This is a genomic window from Mycobacterium avium subsp. avium (genome assembly GCF_009741445.1).
GTDB lineage: Bacteria > Actinomycetota > Actinomycetes > Mycobacteriales > Mycobacteriaceae > Mycobacterium > Mycobacterium avium.
In genome coordinates this window covers 24,259-42,558 of record NZ_CP046507.1, presented here as the reverse complement: position 1 = coordinate 42,558, position 18,300 = coordinate 24,259, and the positions used below count along the sequence as shown (strand labels likewise).

The 18,300-nt window shown below is 67.3% G+C and carries 14 protein-coding genes, 2 tRNA genes and 3 pseudogenes; 12 read left to right on the top strand and 7 right to left on the bottom strand.

All coding sequences use genetic code 11. From position 1 onward, the window contains the following. The first annotated feature begins 56 nt into the window (after window positions 1–56). The gene (gene topA / locus MAA44156_RS00210; RefSeq protein ID WP_009974717.1) at window positions 57–2,855 is read left to right on the top strand and encodes a type I DNA topoisomerase; all 2,799 of its coding nucleotides are present in this window, start codon (window positions 57–59) and stop codon (window positions 2,853–2,855) included. Here the strand turns inward: topA and MAA44156_RS00205 are convergent. After that, the gene (locus tag MAA44156_RS00205) at window positions 2,852–4,513 is read right to left on the bottom strand and encodes an adenylate/guanylate cyclase domain-containing protein (protein WP_010948854.1); all 1,662 of its coding nucleotides are present in this window, start codon (window positions 4,511–4,513) and stop codon (window positions 2,852–2,854) included. The two genes, topA and MAA44156_RS00205, sit on opposite strands and share 4 nt — an antisense overlap. Before the next feature lie 98 nt (window positions 4,514–4,611). On the opposite strand from MAA44156_RS00205, the gene MAA44156_RS00200 reads away from it, so the two are divergent. From MAA44156_RS00200 to MAA44156_RS00190, 3 genes and pseudogenes are all read left to right on the top strand, one after another. Further along, entirely contained in the window at window positions 4,612–5,817 is a 1,206-nt protein-coding gene (locus MAA44156_RS00200; RefSeq protein WP_065370931.1) for a DNA polymerase III subunit delta', read from the top strand. Window positions 5,818–5,858: 41 nt separating this feature from the next. After that, window positions 5,859–5,931, top strand: a tRNA-Thr gene (locus MAA44156_RS00195). A 113-nt stretch (window positions 5,932–6,044) separates the two neighbouring features. Then, window positions 6,045–6,593, top strand: a pseudogene (locus MAA44156_RS00190) (IS481-like element ISMav5 family transposase); the annotation flags it as partial. 64 nt (window positions 6,594–6,657) lie between these two features. Here MAA44156_RS00190 and MAA44156_RS00185 read toward each other — a convergent pair. Next, a pseudogene (locus MAA44156_RS00185) lies at window positions 6,658–6,879 on the bottom strand (transposase); the annotation flags it as partial. 123 nt (window positions 6,880–7,002) lie between these two features. Here MAA44156_RS00185 and MAA44156_RS00175 point away from each other — a divergent pair. The 4 genes and pseudogenes from MAA44156_RS00175 to MAA44156_RS00160 all read left to right on the top strand — a co-directional run. After that, window positions 7,003–8,109, top strand: coding sequence for a site-specific integrase (locus MAA44156_RS00175; protein WP_029248429.1), 1,107 nt, complete (start codon window positions 7,003–7,005; stop codon window positions 8,107–8,109). Then, window positions 8,106–10,337: a tyrosine-type recombinase/integrase gene (locus MAA44156_RS00170; protein ID WP_024637620.1), complete on the top strand. Its 2,232-nt coding sequence runs from the start codon at window positions 8,106–8,108 to the stop codon at window positions 10,335–10,337. The genes MAA44156_RS00175 and MAA44156_RS00170 overlap by 4 nt, the downstream gene beginning before the upstream one ends. Further along, on the top strand, window positions 10,327–10,758 hold the full coding sequence (locus MAA44156_RS00165; protein WP_009980034.1) for a DUF6262 family protein: 432 nt from the start codon (window positions 10,327–10,329) through the stop codon (window positions 10,756–10,758). The genes MAA44156_RS00170 and MAA44156_RS00165 overlap by 11 nt, the downstream gene beginning before the upstream one ends. A gap of 98 nt (window positions 10,759–10,856) precedes the next feature. Further along, window positions 10,857–11,081, top strand: a pseudogene (locus MAA44156_RS00160) (transposase); the annotation flags it as partial. Between the two features lie 39 nt (window positions 11,082–11,120). Here the strand turns inward: MAA44156_RS00160 and MAA44156_RS00155 are convergent. The 3 genes from MAA44156_RS00155 to MAA44156_RS00145 form a co-directional block, all read right to left on the bottom strand. Then, window positions 11,121–11,471: a hypothetical protein gene (locus MAA44156_RS00155; RefSeq protein WP_227974624.1), complete on the bottom strand. Its 351-nt coding sequence runs from the start codon at window positions 11,469–11,471 to the stop codon at window positions 11,121–11,123. 229 nt (window positions 11,472–11,700) lie between these two features. Then, complete coding sequence (locus MAA44156_RS23710; protein WP_016705393.1) at window positions 11,701–11,955, bottom strand: hypothetical protein; 255 nt, start codon at window positions 11,953–11,955, stop codon at window positions 11,701–11,703. Window positions 11,956–12,176: 221 nt separating this feature from the next. Then, window positions 12,177–14,078, bottom strand: a complete 1,902-nt coding sequence (locus MAA44156_RS00145; protein WP_009974192.1) for a TNT domain-containing protein — start codon at window positions 14,076–14,078, stop codon at window positions 12,177–12,179. A 187-nt stretch (window positions 14,079–14,265) separates the two neighbouring features. Here MAA44156_RS00145 and MAA44156_RS00140 point away from each other — a divergent pair, with 187 nt between their 5' ends. Both MAA44156_RS00140 and MAA44156_RS00135 read left to right on the top strand, forming a co-directional pair. After that, window positions 14,266–14,763: a DinB family protein gene (locus MAA44156_RS00140; protein ID WP_009974190.1), complete on the top strand. Its 498-nt coding sequence runs from the start codon at window positions 14,266–14,268 to the stop codon at window positions 14,761–14,763. Between the two features lie 39 nt (window positions 14,764–14,802). After that, a complete protein-coding gene (locus MAA44156_RS00135) occupies window positions 14,803–15,165 on the top strand; it encodes a nuclear transport factor 2 family protein (protein WP_009974189.1) in 363 nt (120 codons plus the stop codon). A gap of 20 nt (window positions 15,166–15,185) precedes the next feature. On the opposite strand, the gene MAA44156_RS00130 is transcribed toward MAA44156_RS00135, so the two are convergent. Next, the gene (locus MAA44156_RS00130) at window positions 15,186–15,623 is read right to left on the bottom strand and encodes an Imm63 family immunity protein (protein ID WP_009974187.1); all 438 of its coding nucleotides are present in this window, start codon (window positions 15,621–15,623) and stop codon (window positions 15,186–15,188) included. A 170-nt stretch (window positions 15,624–15,793) separates the two neighbouring features. Continuing rightward, a tRNA-Leu gene (locus MAA44156_RS00125) sits at window positions 15,794–15,876 on the bottom strand. Between the two features lie 253 nt (window positions 15,877–16,129). Between MAA44156_RS00125 and MAA44156_RS00120 the strand changes: the two genes are divergently transcribed. Next, on the top strand, window positions 16,130–17,683 hold the full coding sequence (locus MAA44156_RS00120; RefSeq protein WP_156649238.1) for an FHA domain-containing protein: 1,554 nt from the start codon (window positions 16,130–16,132) through the stop codon (window positions 17,681–17,683). A 124-nt stretch (window positions 17,684–17,807) separates the two neighbouring features. Continuing rightward, window positions 17,808–18,275, top strand: a complete 468-nt coding sequence (locus tag MAA44156_RS00115; RefSeq protein ID WP_003872106.1) for an FHA domain-containing protein FhaB/FipA — start codon at window positions 17,808–17,810, stop codon at window positions 18,273–18,275. Window positions 18,276–18,300: the final 25 nt, after the last annotated feature.

The window sequence follows — 18,300 nt, the reverse complement described above, 5'->3', positions numbered from 1 at the left end:
TCTTCCTGCAGGTGGTCTCGCAGGGGGGACCAATCAGGGATGGAGCGTAAGGGCAGTTGGCTGACCCGAAACTGAAGGAAAACACCAGCGGCGGGAACGGCAGCCGCCGGCGACTCGTGATCGTCGAGTCGCCCACCAAGGCGCGCAAACTGGCCAGCTACCTGGGCTCGCGGTACATCGTCGAGTCGTCGCGCGGGCACATCCGCGACCTGCCCCGGGCCGCGGCCGACGTGCCGGCGAAATACAAGTCGGAGCCGTGGGCGCGGCTCGGCGTGAACGTCGACGCCGACTTCGAGCCGCTGTACATCATCAGCCCGGAGAAGAAGCACACCGTCAGCGAGCTCAAGGGCCTGCTCAAGGACGTCGACGAGCTCTACCTGGCCACGGACGGCGACCGCGAGGGCGAGGCCATCGCCTGGCACCTGCTGGAAACCCTCAAACCCAACATTCCGGTCAAGCGGATGGTGTTCCACGAGATCACCGAGCCGGCCATCCTGGAGGCCGCCGAGAACCCGCGCGACCTGGACATCGACCTGGTCGACGCGCAGGAGACCCGGCGCATCCTGGACCGGCTCTACGGCTACGAGGTCAGCCCGGTGCTGTGGAAGAAGGTCGCGCCCAAGCTGTCGGCGGGCCGGGTCCAGTCGGTGGCCACCCGCATCATCGTGCAGCGCGAGCGCGACCGGATGGCGTTCCGCAGCGCGTCCTACTGGGACATCGTGGCCCAGCTGGACGCCAGCGTGTCCGACCCCCAGGCCTCCCCGCCCACCTTCGCGGCCCGGCTGACCAGCGTAGACGGCCTGCGGGTGGCGACCGGGCGGGACTTCGACTCGCAGGGCCAGCTGCGCAAGGCCGACGAGGTGATCGTGCTCGACGAGCCCCAGGCGACCGAGCTGGCCGCCGGGCTGCAGGGCGCCCAGCTGTCGGTGGCCTCGGTGGAGGAAAAGCCCTACACCCGCCGGCCGTACGCGCCGTTCATGACGTCGACGCTGCAGCAGGAGGCGGGCCGCAAGCTGCGGTTCTCCGCCGAGCGCACCATGAGCATCGCCCAGCGGCTCTACGAGAACGGCTACATCACCTATATGCGTACCGACTCGACCACGCTGTCGGGTTCGGCGATCAACGCCGCGCGCACCCAGGCGCGTCAGCTCTACGGCGAGGAGTACGTCTCGCCGTCGCCGCGCCAGTACACCCGCAAGGTGAAGAACGCGCAGGAGGCGCACGAGGCGATCCGTCCGGCCGGCGAGACGTTCGCCACCCCGGACGCGGTGCGCCGCGAGCTCGACGGCGACGAGTTCCGGCTCTACGAGCTGATCTGGCAGCGCACGGTGGCCTCCCAGATGGCCGACGCGCGCGGTACCACGCTGAGCCTGCGGATCGGCGGTCAGGCCGGGGACCGGCAGGTGGTGTTCTCCGCGAGCGGGCGCACCATCACCTTCCCGGGCTTTTTGAAGGCCTACGTGGAAACCGTCGACGAGCTGGCCGGCGGCGAGGCCGACGACGCCGAGAGCCGGCTGCCGCAGCTGACCCAGGGCCAGCGGCTGGACGCCATCGAGCTCACCCCCGACGGCCACGCCACCAACCCGCCGCCGCGCTACACCGAGGCGTCGTTGGTCAAGGCGCTCGAGGAGCTGGGCATCGGCCGCCCGTCGACCTACTCGTCGATCATCAAGACCATCCAGGACCGCGGCTATGTGCACAAGAAGGGCAGCGCCCTGGTGCCGTCCTGGGTCGCGTTCGCCGTCACCGGTTTGCTGGAGCAACATTTCGGCCGGCTGGTGGACTACGACTTCACCGCCGCGATGGAAGACGAGCTGGACGCGATCGCCTCGGGCCAGGAGCGGCGCACCGACTGGCTGAACAACTTCTACTTCGGCGGCGAGCACGGCGTGGCCGACTCGATCGCCCGCTCCGGCGGCCTGAAGAAACTCGTCGGCGTCAACCTGGAGGGCATCGACGCCCGAGAAGTCAACTCCATCAAGCTCTTTGACGACGAGCAGGGCCGCCCCGTCTACGTCCGGGTGGGCAAGAACGGGCCCTACCTGGAGCGGATGGTGACCGGCGACGACGGCGAGCCCACCCCGCAGCGGGCCAACCTCAACGACTCGCTGACCCCCGACGAGCTCACCCTCGAGGTGGCCGAGCAGCTGTTCGCCACGCCGCAGGAGGGCCGGGTGCTGGGGGTGGATCCGGCGACCGGCCACGAGATCGTCGCCAAGGACGGCCGTTACGGGCCGTATGTGGCCGAGGTGCTGCCCGAGCCGCCGCCCGACGATGACGACGGCAGCGGCGCGCCCGCCAAGAAGGGCAAGAAGCCCACCGGGCCCAAGCCGCGCACCGCGTCGCTGCTGCGCACCATGGACCTGCAGACGGTCACCCTCGAGGACGCGCTGCGCCTACTCTCGCTGCCCCGGGTGGTGGGGGTCGACCCCGAGACCGGTGAGGAGATCACCGCGCAGAACGGCCGCTACGGCCCATACCTGAAGCGCGGCAACGACTCTCGCTCGCTGGCCACCGAGGAGCAGCTGTTCGACATCACCCTCGAGGAAGCGCTGAAGATCTACGCCGAGCCCAAACGCCGCGGCCGGCAGGGCGCCGCCGCGCCGCCGCTGCGGGAGCTGGGCGCCGATCCGGCGACCGGCAAGCCGATGGTGATCAAGGACGGCCGGTTCGGGCCGTACGTCACCGACGGCGAGACGAACGCGAGCCTGCGCAAGGGCGACGACGTCATGTCGCTCACCGACCAGCGCGCCGCCGAGCTGTTGGCCGACCGCAGGGCGCGCGGCCCGGCGAAGCGGACCGCCAAGAAAACCAGCCGCAAGGCCCCGGCCAAGAAGGCGGCCAAGCGCGGTTAGCCGCTCACCTCGCTGGAAACCTCTTGCGGCGCCACCTCTTCGGGGGTGGCCAGCTTCACCGGTCGGGCCAGCTGGGTGGGTGCGGTGCGGCCGCGCAGCTCGACGACCTCGCCGACGTCCCAGCACAACGCCTCCGAATCCAGCGCGCCGCTGACTGCGATCGCCGACGCCAGCACGTGGCCGGGCTCGAGTTTGGCCAGCTCGGTCAGCCGGGCGGCCTCGTTGACCGGGTCGCCGATCACGGTGTACTCAAACCGGGCCTGCGCGCCGATGTGGCCGGCGATGGCGCGGCCGGCCGACACCCCGATGCCGAACTCCGCCGAACCGATCACCGGCAGCAGCGCGTCGTGCAACTCCCGCGCCGCGGCCAGCGCCCCGCCGGGGGAGTCGGGGTGCTCGATCGGCGCGCCGAAGATGGCCAGCGCGGCGTCACCCTGGAACTTGTTGACGAAACCGCCATGCTTGCCAACGGTTTCCACCACCACCCGGAAGAACTCGTTGAGCAGGTGCACCACCTCGGCGGGCGGGCGGGTGGCGGCCAGCTGGGTGGAGCCGACCAGGTCCACGAACAGCACCGCGACATCGCGTTCCTGACCGCCCAGCTCGGTGCCGCGCTCCAGGGCGCGGCGGGCCACGTCCTCACCGACGTAGCGGCCGAACAGGTCGCGCAGCCGCTGCCGCTCGGACAGGTCGCGGACCATGTCGTTGAAGCCGGCCTGCAGCAGGCCCAGCTCGCTGGCGTCGTAGATCTGCATGTGCGCGTTGTAGTTTCCGCGCTGCACCTCCGAGAGCGCCCAGCGCAGCTGGCGCAGCGGGTCGGCGATCGACATGGCCACCAGCAGCGTGCTGACCAGCCCGATGCCCAGCGCCGCGACCGCCAGCAGCAGGATGGGGGTGAACAGCTTCTCCGGCGTGGCATGCAGCAGCGAGGTCTTGTCGGCCACCACCGCCAGCACGATGGCCAGCACCGGCACCGCGGTGGACAGCATCCAGGTCAGGATCTGGCGCAGAATGACGCCGGGCGCCTTGACGTTCTCGGGCACCCCGCTGCGCAGCGCGGCCACGGCCACCGGGCGCAGCACCCGCTCGCACTGCAGGTAGCCGATGATCGCGGTGGCCGCGGCGCCCAGCCCGGTGGCCACCGCCACCACCGGCGCGGCGAACCGGGCCACCGACCAGCTGGCGATGATGAACACCACGCCGCCGATGCACCAGATCACCATGCTGGTGACGGTGCGGTAGAACGGCATGCGCAGCGCGCGGATGCGGGCGAGTTCGGTGGCGGCCGGGTCGGATTCGGCCAGCAGGTTGTCCCGGCGCTGCCACCGGAACACCGGCATCAGCAGCGTCAGGTTCACCACCGAGGCGGCGAGAAACAGCACCACCAACGACGTCGCGAACACCGCCAGGTTCACCACCGGCAGGTCCTGAAGCTGGATGCGGTCTTCGGGCGGCAGGGCGTAGCGCAGGAAGCCGAGCACGAACAGCGCGCCGATGATGTCGGCCTGCATCATGCTCAGCCAGAACAACGGCCACGGTGTGCGCACCACCCAGCGGGCGAATGCGCTGATCCGCCCCGGTAGTGCCGCCGCTGTTGTCACGATCCCACCGTATCGGGCGGCGGCGACGTCCCGGAAACTAAATTGCGTTCTCGGCAGGTCATTTCGGCGGCCGCGACGGCGGCGAAGATAACGGAATGGTCGCGGTATGGTGGCCGATCGGTATCTGTCGGGCGGTCGCAGTAGGTTAGGCGCTGATGTCCGGGGTGTTTACGCGGCTGGTAGGCCAGGACGCGGTGAAGGCCGAGCTGCTCGGCGCGGCCCGGGCCGCCCGCGGTGACGCGGGCCACAGCGACGCGGGCGCCGGGACTATGACACACGCCTGGCTGATCACGGGCCCGCCGGGGTCCGGACGCTCGGTGGCGGCGCTGTGCTTCGCGGCCGCGCTGCAATGCACCGCGGACGGCGAACCGGGTTGTGGCCGCTGCCATGCCTGCACGACGACCCTGGCCGGCACCCACGCCGACGTGCGCCGGGTGGTTCCCGAGGGCCTGTCGATCGGCGTCGACGACATGCGCGCGATCGTGCAGATCGCCGCGCGGCGCCCGGCCACCGGGAACTGGCAGATCGTGGTGATCGAGGACGCCGACCGGTTGACCGAGGGGGCTGCCAACGCGCTGCTGAAGGTGGTCGAGGAGCCGCCGCCGTCGACGGTGTTTCTGCTGTGCGCGCCGTCGGTGGACCCCGAGGACGTGGCGATTACGCTGCGGTCCCGGTGCCGGCACGTCGCGCTGGTGACGCCGTCGAGCGAGGCGATCGCCCGGGTGCTGGTCGACAGCGACGGCCTCACCCCCGAGACGGCGGACTGGGCCGCGTCGGTCAGCGGCGGCCATGTGGGCCGGGCGCGGCGGCTGGCCACCGACCCCGAGGCGCGGCAGCGCCGGGAGCGGGCGCTGGGCCTGGTGCGCGACGCGGCCACGCCGTCGCGGGCCTACGCCGCGGCCGAAGAGTTGGTGGCCGCGGCCGAGGCGGAGGCGGTGGTGCTGACCGCCGAGCGCGCCGAGGCCGAGACCGAGGAGCTGCGCACGGCGCTGGGCGCCGGCGGCACCGGCAAGGGCACCGCGGGCGCCATGCGCGGGGCGGCCGGGGCCATCAAAGACCTTGAGCGGCGCCAGAAGTCGCGTCAGACCCGGGCGTCGCGGGATGCGCTGGACCGGGCGCTGATCGACCTGGCGACCTATTTCCGGGACGCGCTGATGGCCTCCTCCGGCGCCGGGGCGGTGCGGGCCAACCACCCGGACATGGCCGAGCGGGTCGCGGCGCTGGCCGCGCACGCGCCGCCCGAGCGGCTGCTGCGCTGCATCGAGGCGGTGCTGGAGTGCCGCGAAGCGCTGGCCGTCAACGTCAAGCCCAAGTTCGCCGTCGACGCCATGGTCGCCACCATCGGCCAGCAACTTGGGTGACGCGACCCCTCTGCCGTAGACTCGTGCCGCCCATCGGGCACGCCACCTTAGCTCAGTCGGTAGAGCGGCTCACTCGTAATGAGCAGGTCAGGAGTTCGATTCTCCTAGGTGGCTCCGTTTGTCTGTATGACCTCGGTTGATGCTTGACGTTTCGGCTTCGGGTGATGCCTGACAGTGTTTCGGCTGATGCTTGACAGTTACTTCGGCTGATCCTTGACACTCCTTCGATGAAGGAGTTAACCGTGGCCGAGCAGAGGTATCAGGCCGTGTTGGCTGTGATCAGCGATGGGTTGTCGATTTCGCTGGTTGCCGAGAAGGTAGGCGTGTCGCGCCAGACGCTGCACGCGTGGTTGGCCCGCTATGAGGCGTCGGGCCTTGAGGGGCTGGTGGATCGGTCGCATCGGCCGGTGTCGTGTCCGCACCAGATGCCGGCCGTGGTGGAGGCCGCCCTGTTGGAGCTGCGCCGGTCGCGGCCGTACTGGGGACCACGGCGGCTGGTGTTCGAGCTGGCTAAGCGTCGGGTGGGTCCGGTGCCGTCGGAGTCGGCGGTGTATCGGGCCTTGGTGCGGGCGGGCATGATCGATCCGGCTTTGCGGGATCGGCGTTCGCGCAAGTGGAAACGTTGGGAACGCGGCGCCCCGATGGAGCTGTGGCAGATGGATGTGGTGGGGGGTTTCCCGCTGTCCGATGGCACCAGCGCCAAAGCGTTGACCGGCATCGACGACCATTCCCGGATGTGTGTCTGCGCGCGGTTGATGGCGCGTGAGCGTACCCGCGGGTCACGTCCCGTGGAGTGGTGTAAGAGCGGTCGCGTGTCCGCGTGTGGCTCTGTGGTAGCCACTATGCCGTGAGAGCGGCTGTGGGGGCAATGGTTTCGGCACTTTGGTCACTGACGTCGAGCAGAGCGAGGCTGGTCTCGGAGAGGTAGCGCTTGTCGGCGACCTGCCATTCGTCGTGGGCCTCAACGAGTACCGAGCCGGCCAGCCGTAACAGCGCGGCGGGGTTGGGGAACACGCCGACGACGTCGGTGCGGCGTTTGATTTCCTTGTTCAATCGCTCCAGTGTTATCTGGAGTCCTGCAGGCGGTGTCCTTGATGTCCGACACGAGGCGTTGAGGTCCCAGGTTCTGCGTGGTGGACGTGTTTATCTGCAGTCGTCCAGGAGGCAAGAGCCTGCGGAGGGGCGATGCAGATTGCACGAGTTATCTCGCCGGTCTCGTTGCGTGAGTCGTGGACCGTTCTCGGCGACGACGACGCTCCGGTAGCAGCGGTTGACCGGTATCTGGCGTATCTGACCGATATCGAGCGATCACCGAACACGGTCAAGGCGTACGCGCACGATCTCAAGGACTGGTTCGGTTTTCTCGCCGAGCGTGGGCTGGACTGGCGGGCGGTGCGGCTTGATGACGTAGGTGAGTTCGTGGCCTGGCTGCGGCTGCCGCTGCGGGCCCGGCATGGGCAGGTTGCGGTGTTGCCGTCGGTGCCGCATCACTGCACGGAATCTACTGTGAACCGCAAGCTTTCGGCGGTCGGGGCGTTTTACACCCACGCCGCACGAGATGGGCTGGATGTCAGCGCTCTGCTGACCTCGTGGCAGGTCGGCGGCGCGCGCGGTGGTTGGAAGCCGTTTTTGCACCACATCAGCAAGGGCGCGCCGAGGTCGCGGCGGGTGATCGCGTTGAAGGCGCCGAAGAAGCTGCCGCGGGTGCTCTCACCGGACGAGGTGCAGGCGATCCTGGATGGTTGCGGTCGGCTGCGGGACCGATTGCTGTTCGCCGTGCTCTACGACACCGGGATGCGGATCGGTGAGGCACTTGGTTTGCGGCACAACGACATCGCCGCTGCCGAGCATGAGGTGACGGTGCGGCGACGCGATAACGCCAATGGCGCGCGCGCCAAGTCACAGACCGTCCGCACGATCCCAGTCAGCAGCGCGTTGATCCGATTGTTCGCCGACTACCTTCACAGCGAGTACGGCGATCTGGACAGCGACTACGTGTTCGTCAACCTGTGGGGCCGCCCGCAGGGGCATCCGCTGACCTACGCTGCGGTCTACGACCTGGTGCGGAGGCTGCGCCGGCGGACCGGGATCGACTTCGACCCGCACTGGCTGCGACACACGGCCGCAACCCGGCTGCTGCGCGACGGAGTCAGCATCGAGGTGGTCGCGCACCTGCTCGGACATGCGCACGTGGCGACGACGACCACGACGTATGGGCACCTCACCGTGGAGGACGCTCGGCGGGTCATGGAACAGGCAGGCTGGTTCACCGATGGGCAGGTGCGGCTATGAGCGCGCCGTCGCTGAAGCCCGCCGGCCCGTCGGGGCTAATCGGCAAGCTGATGGCCGAGGTCCGCAGCGAATTCCGCAGCGATGTACTGGAATTCGGTGCCGATGATCCGGTGTTTGGTGGAGCCGAGTGCCGGGTTGAGGGGTGCGGGCGAACCGCCCGCGGACGCGGCCTGTGTGAAGGACATCGGCAACGGTGGGACGACGAAGGACGCCCGTCGGTGGAGCAGTTTGTCGTGTCGACCGATCCGCGGTGGCGGCGGCGACAACCCAACCAGCGCTGCCGGGTGCCCGGTTGCGGTTACGGCTCTGCCCGTGGCGGCATGTGCGGGCTGCACGCGCAACGATGGGAACGCGCCGGGCGCCCCAGCCTGGCCGGATGGCTGGCCGAACCGCAGCCGTTCAAGCAACCAGCGGCCGGGGTGACCTGCCGGATTCCGCACTGCGAGCTCTGGCCGCAGGGCACGTCTGCGTTCTGCCAAACCCACACCAACACCTGGAAGGTCAACGGCAGACCCGACATCGACGTGTTCGCCGACCGCTTCGCCGCCGAAGCCCCGTTGGCCAGTGAGCAGATACGGCTCGACCGGCTGATCGGTCAGCTGAAGCTGGAACTGCAGTACGTGCTGCAACGCCGCCACGACGATCGGCAGGGCAAGCTCACCCCGGACGTGGTCATGCGCGTGGTGAAGGCACTGGCCGCCGCAGGCGTGGGCTCCCTGCTCCACCACGACGAGGACACCTGGCATGACTGGGCTCGGTCGACGATCAACGACACTCGCTCCCGTGGATTCCTCAGCTACGCATCCCGGGTGATCGCCGACCTGGCCGAGGCCGGCGGCTGGGACGCCGAATACCCGCGCGAAGTCTGGCGCATGCGCCGGCTCGGCTACGACGGAGACCGCACGCTGCGCTTCGACGGTATTCCGCAGCCGTGGCTGCGGGATCTGGCCAAGCGGTGGGTCCGGTGGCGGCTATCGACCGGATTGGGTCTGGAAGCCGGCGGCGGCAGGCCGGTCGTTGCGCTCACCCGCTTCGCCGGGTACCTCGCCGACATCGGCGTCGAGAGCATCGACCGGATCAACCGGCCGGTGCTGGAGCGCTATTTGGCCAACCTGCGCAGCGACTCCATCGGTGCCCAACGCCGCGGGACCCATATCGGGCTGCTCAACCGATTCTTCGCTACCGTCCGCCAACACCGTTGGGACACAGACCTTCCCGCAGACGCGATGTTCTTCGCCGAGGACTACCCCAAACGCGATGAACGGTTGCCTCGGGCACTGGCCGAACAGGTCATGACCCAGCTCGAGGATCCCGACAACCTTGCCCGATACGCCGACCCCGCTCACCGGTTGATCACGATCATCTTGATGCGTTGCGGGCTACGGATCACTGATGCGCTGCGGCTGCGCAGCGATTGTGTGGTCGCCGATGCCGAAGGCGCACCGTATCTGCGCTACCTCAACCACAAGATGAAACGCGACGCGTTGGTGCCCATCGACGAGCAGTTGCGCGAACTCATCGCCGAACATCGCAACCACACCTCCCAGCGTTGGCCGGCAGGCACGCCGGTGTTGTTCCCACGGCCGACGAAGAACATTGACGGCACCCACCCGATCGCGAGTCCCACCTACCGGATGGCGCTGTTGCGCTGGCTGTCCGTCTGCGACATCCGCGACGAGCACGGCCAGCCGGTGCACCTCACCCCGCACCAGTGGCGCCATACCCTGGGCACCCGGCTGATCAACCGCGACGTCCCGCAAGAGGTCGTGCGACGCATCCTCGACCATGACTCCGCGCAGATGACCGGGCACTACGCCCGCCTGCACGACACCACCGTGCGCCGTCAGTGGGAGGCAGCTCGAAAGGTCGACATCCACGGCGCCACAATCATTTTCGACCCGTCCGGGCCGATCGCGGAGGCCGCCTGGGCCAAACAGCGCCTCGGCCGAGCCACCCAGGCCCTACCCAACGGCTACTGCGGACTGCCGGTGCAGCAGAGCTGCCCGCACGCCAACGCCTGCCTGACCTGCCCGATGTTCCTCACCACCGCCGAGTTCCTGCCCCAGCACCACCAGCAGCGGCAACAGACTCTGCAGCTGATCACCGCCGCCGAAGCCCGCGGCCAACAACGTCTGGCCGAGATGAACCGTCAAGTCCTGCACAACCTGGACACCATCATCACCGCCCTCAACGATTCAGAACCAGGGAAGGCCAAACATGCGGGCTGACAACAGCATCAACCTCATCCGGGCGGCCCAGCAGCGGCACGAACACACCCGCGCCAAGGCGATCGCGGCGATGCACGAACTCGACCGGACCGGCGCCGTGCTCACCTTCGAATCCGTCGCCCGCCATGCCGGTGTCTCCCGCTCGTGGATCTACACCCAAATCGACCTCAAAGACGAGATCTGCCGGCTCCGCGCCCAGCACCGGCCCGAGCCAAGCACACCGTTACCTGCCCGACAACGCGCCAGCGACGACTCCCTGCGGCAGCGCCTCGAAATCGCCAACCGCCGCAACCACGAACTCGCCGATGAGAACCGGCGGCTACGCCGCCAACTCGCGTGCGCCCTTGGCCAACTCCGCGACGACACCGGAAGACACCATGAACGGACGCATCGCGATTCGGTAACGATCGGGCCATGCTGACCGCCAACCGATATCGATCTCCAGCCGCGTCATGGACACCCTCCACGACACAAACCTGCAGGTCACAACAGCTATCGCACACAGTGCTCCAGATAACCCTCGAACGACTCAACAAAGAGATCCGCCGCCGCACCGACGCCGTCGGCGTCTTCCCCAACCCCGCCGCGCTGCTACGGCTGGCCGGCTCCGTTCTCGTCGAAGCCCACGACGAATGGCAAGTCGCCGAAAAGCGCTATCTCTCCGAGACCACCCTGGCCCTATTACATCCCCGCTCCGATTCAGCCGACCAATCCGTTGCCGTCCCCGCCGCCATCACGGCATAGTGGAAACTCGCAGAGCCTCAGGCGAAACGCCGATCGGCTTTACACCACTTCACGGGGCACAACCTCGAGAACATGCTGATTGGCTGCGAGTCGCTCAACCGGGGTTGACGCGTTCCATGCATCCCCTATATCGAAATAGCTTGCACCTCGCTGCTGAGCGAGCTCGATATACGACGGTCCCCCTGACGGATTTTTGAATGGGCCGAGGACGGTTTCGCCGCTGCCGGTCAAATGTTGTTCGGACAGCGCTCGCAACTCGGGCGGCATGTAGTTCAGCGGGTTGTACAGATTGAATTCCGGATGGGGCGCATTACTCAGTGTGACAACATGTTTCGCGATCTGTTTCTCGCGCGGACCATCGGTCCGACCAGGCCCGTGCGGACGTTTCAACGGCCCCGGGGATGGTTCGACACTGCAGTTGAGTGGGCGTTCGGCTGCCCAGTTTCGACCGATTATGCGATGCCTTCTCTGACCATCTGCTCGGCGCAACGCCACGTGTGCTCGAGACGCATCGGACCTCGACCACGTCACAGATCCGGTCACGCCGGAAGTCCCGCAGTGGGTGGCATTGGTAGCCCCCTCGCGCGGCGGGCCGCGGAATCGCGCGTTTACCACACGATCAGCTGGGCTCACCCGTAATCAGCCGCTCGATCTGATCCACCGATTTATCGATCAGATGGCTGAAGATGGTGGCGTTCACCTCAGACAAGATGGCGCAATCGTTACCTGAGCAGATTTTGTATTTCGTGTCGATTTTGGATACTTCGATTTTCGGGGCGAATCCTTGCTTGGCAAGGTCGGCGCCCAGACGGCCAGATGCGAGGTCCGAACGCGCCGTCGTGGCCCAGTCCCAAATGAGATACTTTTCGGCCAACTCGAAATTCGACAGTTTGGCAGCCGCGTTGCGGCGCTGCCCACGGTCATTAACCGTATCGACTACCCACCAAGTTTGTTCTTCACGGACGTGGACAGAATAGTCGGTACTTGTGAAGCGAATTGCACAGTCTTTGCAGTCTGTGGTGACGCCGATATTACCGCCACCTATTGCGGGCCCCCAACGATGCCAATTGACTGACAAGCGCGAGAAATCGACCATTAGTTAATCCTTCTCAAGTAGCCCCACCTGACCAATTCCGCGACATCGCCCGTCGCTCCCTCTTCGTTAATAATGCGGTACTGCTGACCGCCGCCGGGCTGATGAAACCACGGCGCCACCTCCGACTGCTCAATGTGCCACCCGGGCGGAAGGCGGGTCGGGTCGTCGACCACATATTGAAAGTACGGCTTGCCGGCGCTTCCTGGTGGGAGGGCCAGTTCGGCGAACGGTGTTCCTTCGGGGGCCAGGTATCCGCCACCGGGAAACCCGAATCGGCTCAGAACTGTCCCAGCCGACAACTGAGCATCCGGGACGACCGTCCCGGGTACCGCGTACGGCTTGGTCGGCAATGTGTCGTCCGGATATCGCAGGCTGCCGTCGGCGTTGGTGAATTCCGGGCCGGGATCGATCGGATGGTATCCCTCGAAGAGCGGATGGTCCGAGGCAAGCGGGGGCGGCGGCGGCTGTTCCGGCGGTAAAGGCGGCGGGCTGTCGGGCACGGCGACATGCGGCCCACCGGGCGCATGTTCGACGGGTGCATCGGCCGACGGGGGAGTGTGCTCCACGGGAGGAGGCTCAAGCGGATGGGTGCCGGGAACGGGCTCGCCGCCGATGCCGCGCGGGTACTCGGCCTCAGCGAGCGCCGCACGCACCTCAGCCCCGGTCATCGCCCGGGAGATAACGTTCTCGCTCGTCAATCCGTCCAACATCTCCCGGCTGAATAGCGTTTTCAGGCCTTGCCAAGCGGCAGTACCGCCCACCTTGAGTCCGTATCCGCCTACCGCGGTCGTGATGGCGGTCCACAATGGCTCGGAGGTGGCTTCCACCTTCCCCGGATCGGGCGTGCGCATTCCGGTCAACTTGCCGCCGTTGAAGGTGTAGTACGTGCCGGTGGCCTGGTCGAAGAATTCGCCCGTCCCGTTCTTGAGCTGGCAGACAACCTGTACGGGCTGCCCGTTGACGTTGTAGGTGAACATGAAGTGGCCATCGGGCGTGACATTCACCGACGCGGGGTCGACGCCGGTGTAGTCGGGAATCTTGCCCAGGCCGTCGAGCGCATGGGCGAGATCGGCCTTGAGCTTGGGTAGCTGGGCGCTGGCGGCCTCGCCTTCCGGCGAGCCGGGCCCGTGGGCATAGACGTCGGCCATCGCCTTGTCCAGAGCCCGCTGCGCGGCACGCACCTTGGCCATCTGGTCCAGGACGGCCTGATTGGTGGCCCGGCGAATGTCATCCAAGGCGGCCTGTTGAGCCGGAGAGGCCGGGGCGACGCCGTCGGCGTCGACACCATGGAGGGGCGCGCCGTCATACCCTTCGGCGTGCAGGCTGTTCAACGACTTTTGCAGCCCATCGGCGTAGCCGTTGCGGATCGCTTGCAGATCAGCCAGGGCCGCCTTGGTGTCGCGCAGGGCGTCGTTCTCGCATGTGTTGATGAGGGCATGCAGCGCATCCCGGTCAGGCGGACTGAGGCTCTTGTCGTTCAATAGGGCGACCGCCTCGACCACCAGGTCGGAAATGTTCTTCAACTGGGCATCCAGGGTGGCGATCCGCGCCGCACCCGCTTTCTGCGCCTCGGCCAGCGCGGCGGCAATGCCTTCCAGGTCGGCGCCGATCTTGGGCAGCTGCAAGGACTGGGCCCCAAGGGCTTTCGTGACGCGTTGCACTTCCTCGGAGTCGTTGATGGGATGATCGCCGTCCTGGTGATTCCAGGCCGCGTCGAATCGTGACCGCGCCTGCTGGAACGCGTTGTCGGCTTCCTGCGTGCAGCGGCCCGCGCGGTGGAAGGCCCCGGCCAGGTTGGAGATCTGTGACGGGCTGCCCGCCTGCAGGCTCGCATTGATCGCCCACGGGTCACCGCCGGCTTCGGCGATCAGCGCCTGCTTATCTATGTACGGGAGTCCCATGGCACCTTCGGTTGATAGGTGGCCCTTTCCGTTTCGAGGGGATCGTGCTGCGTCGGGTTCGCGCCGAACCCGCACCGCCCACGCGGAAAATCATCGCCACCCTCCTGAGCACTCATAACGGTACTGCCGCAAACGTCTCCGTCAATTCAGTCCGGCTGACCGCGGACCGGTCTGAGAAGATGATCGAGTGACCGATCCGTGTGCGGGATGCGGCTTCGCCTACGACCTGAGTCGAGCCGGGACCGCTGGCGATGACATCCGCGCACGCGCGGCCGAAGTGGGGGAGATCCTGCGCGACAACGCTATTGACGTTCGGCGCCGCTCGCGGCCGGACCTGTGGTCGCCGTTGGAGTATGCATGTCATCTGCGTGACGTGCTGCTGGTACAGCGCGAGCGGGTGCTGGCGGCGCGGCGGACAGGCGGGGCCGACTGCGCGAGCATGGGCCGCGACGAGCGAGCCGAGCACGACGGCTACAACGAGCAGGATCCGCGCGAGGTTGCGCGCCAACTTGCCGACGCTGCAACGCTATTCGGCAACGTGCTGGCTCGGCTGTCCAACGAGGACTGGGACCGCACGCTGGTGTATCACTACCCCGAGACCCGCGAGCGCTCGCTGCGCTGGGTCGCGGTGCACACCGCACACGAGCTGCACCACCACCTGCTCGACATCCGCGGTCAACTGTGAGGACCTGCCCGCGAATGCGCGTGCGCTACGGTGCCGACCATGGACGTCGACGTGGTCGCCTTCTCCGAACGATGGGTGCGGAACTGGAATGCCCACGACGTCGATGCCGTCCTGGATGAGTTTCACGACGACGTCGTGTTCACCTCTCCCGTCGCCGCCCAGCTGCTGCCCGAAACACAGGGCATCATCCGCGGTAAGGCCGCGCTGCGGCAGTATTGGACCGCCGCGCTCGCGAGCATTCCGGATCTGAGGTTCTCGGTCGAGGGCGTGTATCAGGGCATCGACACTGTCGTCATCGCCTATCGCAATCAGAACGGAAACCTGGTCAACGAGGTGCTGACTTTCCGGGACGGCGCGATCATCGAAGGCCACGGAACATATCTCACGGAGGGCGCAGATTGACGCAGTCCAACGATCTCGGGTCAACCGTCCCGTTCCGGGATGTCCGGCAACAGCTCGACAGCCTCGTGTAGGCCCCAACCTCGTAGCTGGTCCGCCCTCTCGCGTACACAGCGTTTCGCCCAGCCCGGGTTCAGTTGGTTCAGCAGTTCATATTGCTTGGCCCACAACAGGATCCGGCGGTCCTGATCTGGCGGACTGAATCTGGCCGAGTATGAATAGCCGATATCGAAAGCCGCGTCCGTCGCGAACCCGTAGAGGGCCTCGTCGATATCGCCGACTCGGTCGAACCCCTGCCGGCCGCGCTCCCAGTAGTCGTAGTGGTACCTACCATCGTCGTCGATGTAGATGTTGTGGTCGTCATTCTTAAGTACGACGCCAACCTTGATTGGTGGAACATTCAGTCTTGCCGCGATGCGATCAACCTCGGCCTGCAGATGTGCCGTCTTTCCGTCGACCATGGCGTCGGACTCTAGCGAGTCTCGGCGGACGCCATATTCGCCTGGGGATGTCCAGTCGGTTGCGCACCCGGCCGCGGCTGGCGAGCTGTCCCCACCGGACGGATCTGTCCCCAGAACGGAAAGGTCACGACCTCTTTCGAGGCCGTGACCTTTCGTCGAACCGCTCAGTGTGGGCGAAGGGGGACTTGAACCCCCACGTCCCGAAGGACACTGGCACCTGAAGCCAGCGCGTCTGCCATTCCGCCACTCGCCCGGAAAAACAACCGATGGACCATACCACTGTAATGGCCCGATTCCCGAACCGCCGCAGTGGGGCCGTGGCCCGCCGTCCATTATGCCCAACCCCGCGGGCGCGCCCCTGAACTGCGTGGATGCGGTTCTCACGATTTCGGAAGTGCCGCGGCGTCGTGCGGTCCCGATACCATGCGGGAGTGAACCAGCACCCGGGTGATTCGTTTGCCGCGCACCGGCAATACCTGAGGGCAAGTGCGGGCGAACGGTAGAACATGAGTAGCCAACGGGGGCTGGTTGCGCGGATCGAGCGCAAACTCGAGGCGACGGTCGATAACGCGTTCGCCCGCGTGTTCGGCGGGCCCATCGTCCCGCAAGAGGTCGAGGCCCTGTTGTGCCGCGAGGCCCGCGACGGCGTCCAGAAGCTGCACGGAAATCGCCTTTTGGCCCCCAACGAATACATCATTACCCTCGGTATGCACGACTTCGAGAAGGTCAGCGCCGATCCGGATCTCACGTCGAGCGCTTTCGCGAGGTACTTGGCTGACTACATCCACGAACAGGGGTGGCAAACGTATGGTGAGGTGGTCGTTCGGTTCGAGCAGTCGTCGAGCCTGCGCACCGGCCAGTACCGCGCCTGTGGTGCTGTCAACCCTGATGTCCAGCCCCGCCCGACGGTCGACGACCCCGTCCGGCCACAATCAAATAATGCGTTCGGCGAAGAACGAGGAGTAGCACCAATGACTGACAATTCGAGCTACCGCGGGGCTCAGGGGCCGGGACGGCCCGGCGACGAGTACTACGACGAGCGCTACGGGCGTCCCCAGGACGACGCGCGCGGTGGCTCGGAGCCGCAGGGTGCGCCGGACCAGCGCGGCGGCTACCCGCCTGAACAGGGCGGCTACCCACCCCAGCAGGGCTACCCGCCGCCCCGCCACCCCGAGCAGGGCGGCTACCCCGAGCAAGGCGGCTACCCGCCGCCGCAGAGCTACCAGGAGCACGGCGGATACCCCGACCAGCGCGGCGGATACCCCGAGCCGGGCCAGGCGGGCTACCCGCCCCAGCAGCACGGCTATCCCGACCAGCGCGGCTACCCCGAGCCGGCGCAGGGCGGCTACCCGCAGTCCTACGAACAGCGTCCGCCCGCCCCGCCGGGATACGGCGGCCAGGGCTATGACCAGGGCTACCGCCCACCCGGCGGCGGCTACCCCCCGCCCGGCGGCCAGCCCGCCGGCGGCCCGCAGGGCTACGGCGGTTACGGCGACTACGGTCGCGGCCCGGCCCGCCCGGACGAGGGCGGCTACGCCCCGCCCGAGCAGCGGCCCGCCTACCCGGAGCAGGGCGGCGGCTACGACCAGGGCTACCCGCAGGGCGGGGGATACGGCCGCCAGGACTACGGGTCCGCCGAGTACACGCAGTACGCCGAGCACGCCCAGGGCGCTACCTACGCCCCCCCGGGCGGCGGCTACCCCGAGGCGCCCGGCTCCGAGTACGAGTACGGTCAACCCGCCGACTACGGCCAGGGCGGCTACGGGTCCACTGGCACCACGGTCACCCTGCAGCTCGACGACGGCAGCGGCCGCACCTACCAGCTGCGCGAGGGCTCCAACATCATCGGCCGTGGCCAAGACGCGCAGTTCCGGTTGCCCGACACCGGCGTCTCACGGCGGCACCTGGAGATCCGCTGGGATGGACAGGTGGCGCTGCTGTCGGACCTGAACTCCACCAACGGCACCACGGTGAACAACGCACCCGTCCAGGAGTGGCAGTTGGCCGACGGGGACGTCATCCGGTTGGGCCACTCGGAGATCATCGTCCGGATCCACTAGGCCACTGGGCTCACCGCTGCCGTGCTTCGCCCCGTGTCGACCACCGTCCAAGTATCGTGACGTAGCCGATGTGCTCGGAGTCACGGGCGCCGGAGACACGACGCTAGGACGGAAAGGACGCCAGATGCAGGGACTGGTACTGCAGCTGACGCGCGCCGGATTTTTAATGTTGCTATGGGTATTCATCTGGTCCGTGCTGCGAATCCTGCGGACCGACATCTATGCGCCCACCGGTGCCGTCATGGTGCGTCGCGGCCTGGCGCTGCGCAGCACCCTGCTGCCGTCCCGTCAGCGCCGCCACGCCGCCCGCTATCTGGTGGTGACCGAGGGCGCGCTGGCCGGCGGGCGCATCACCCTCAGCGGGCAGCCGGTGTTGATCGGGCGTGCTGACGACTCGACCCTGGTGCTCACCGACGACTACGCCTCGGCGCGGCACGCCCGGCTGACTCAGCGCGGCTCGGAGTGGTACGTCGAGGATCTAGGATCGACCAACGGCACTTACCTCGACAGGGCAAAGGTGACCACTGCGGTACGAGTTCCGATCGGAACGCCGATTCGAATCGGCAAAACGGCGATCGAGTTGCGCCCATGACCCGCGCCTACGGCGATGACACCGG